A 1,302-nucleotide genomic window follows, 5' to 3' on the forward strand; every position below is an offset into this window, starting at 1 on the left:
TGGTGTTGCTGCGCGGCGACCCAGCCAGTCAGGCCGTTACGCCATCCCAGGGTTGCGGAGTCCGCGCTCACGTTGGTGACCTGGAGCAACTTGCCCAGGCCGGCTTCCATCTTCTTTTTGCCCTTGCCGTCGCCCTTGCGCGCCTCGAAAGCCGAGCCGTCCAGGTTGCGCTGTTCGCGGATCCGCTTACGGCTCATGGTCCGCACGCGCTTGGTCACGTTGTTGAGCAAACGCCGGCGCAACTGTGGGGGCAGACTCAACAGGGCCAGTTGCTCGCGAACGCCCAGGTGGCCCCGCACGTCCAGCTCGAAAGACCTACGCGCCACCGCCGCGGACCTCGCCTTGCTCAGCAACCCACAGGTCGAAGTCGACCAGGCCCCACGTTTTGCCGAAGGCCTCGACGTTGCCGCTGGGGTCTTCTGCCAGGTGCTGTGCCTCGACAAACTCCAAAGTCAGCTCCAGATCCGCTTCGTCCGGGGTGATCTGGTCGACGGCGAACGTCGGCGCCGGCAGGTCGTCGTCCCGATCGGGATCGTTGGACTCTAACCAGCCTCCCAGAAGCGCCATCAACAGCGCCGGGTTGCCGGCGAATCGCTCAATCACGACCACGGCGCGATAACGCATATCGCCCATGTGCAGGCCTTGGGTGGTGTCCTTCCAGATCAAGTCCAGGTTGACCTGTTCGGCCCAGCTGTCGATCTGCTCGGGCAGCACCAGGTCGAGGCCGATCAGGTACGAGGTCAGGGCGCGAAGCTTGTTCATAGGAGCGCCGCCGTGATGCGGCCACGACCCTGCAACGAACGGACGGCCTGTTGGCTGAACGCCAGGAAGGTTTCCGGGCGATCGGGGGATTCCTTGCCCAGGTTCTCGGCGCTGTCGCGGCGGATGATGGTCACGAACTGGGGCAGCAGGCTGGCTTTGGCCCTGCAGTAAACGGCGCGTTTGTACGTCGCTGCTTGAAATGTGCGCTCGGGCAGCACCATAGGGTCCGCAGATTCCAAGGTGGTGACACCTTGGTTCTGCCAACGCGCTTTGCACGTGGCCAAGTCGCTGTTGACCTCGGTCATAGCCGTGGCCAACTCAGCGGTCAGCAGTTCCACCAGGTACTCCGCCGGCAAGCGATAACCCTTCTGAAACTCGGCCACATCGAGGTTCGGCCAAAAGCCGTCGTTCTTGATCGCCAGTTCCACCAGGGTGGTGGGTTTACCTGAAAAGCTCATGCTGACCGCTCAAATAGGGCGGGGAGCCTGTTTTCAGTGGGACGGTCCATAAATGGGCGGCTCACTTCCACAGGTCCCCGCT

Annotated in this window: 3 protein-coding genes; all 3 read right to left on the minus strand. The window is 63.0% G+C overall.

Features of this window, described 5'->3' with window-relative positions:
- A partial coding sequence (locus EJD88_RS01750; RefSeq protein ID WP_178121988.1) for a phage virion morphogenesis protein occupies nt 1-326 on the minus strand: 326 nt, incomplete at its 3' end.
- Nucleotides 316-762, minus strand: coding sequence for a phage tail protein (locus EJD88_RS01755; RefSeq protein ID WP_158876436.1), 447 nt, complete (start codon nt 760-762; stop codon nt 316-318). The genes EJD88_RS01755 and EJD88_RS01750, both read right to left, overlap by 11 nt.
- A complete protein-coding gene (locus EJD88_RS01760) occupies nt 759-1,220 on the minus strand; it encodes a head completion/stabilization protein (protein WP_158876438.1) in 462 nt (153 codons plus the stop codon). The genes EJD88_RS01755 and EJD88_RS01760 overlap by 4 nt, the downstream gene beginning before the upstream one ends.
- Nucleotides 1,221-1,302: the final 82 nt, after the last annotated feature.

It is taken from the genome of Pseudomonas sp. PB105, assembly GCF_009764655.1.
GTDB classification, from domain to species: Bacteria; Pseudomonadota; Gammaproteobacteria; order Pseudomonadales; family Pseudomonadaceae; genus Aquipseudomonas; species Aquipseudomonas cyclaminis.

Excerpts from the sequence above, each read along its gene's own strand:
- EJD88_RS01755 (WP_158876436.1), bottom strand. The coding sequence starts at position 762 with ATGAACAAGCTTCGCGCCCTGACCTCGTACCTGATCGGCCTCGACCTG.
- EJD88_RS01760 (WP_158876438.1), bottom strand. The coding sequence starts at position 1,220 with ATGAGCTTTTCAGGTAAACCCACCACCCTGGTGGAACTGGCGATCAAG.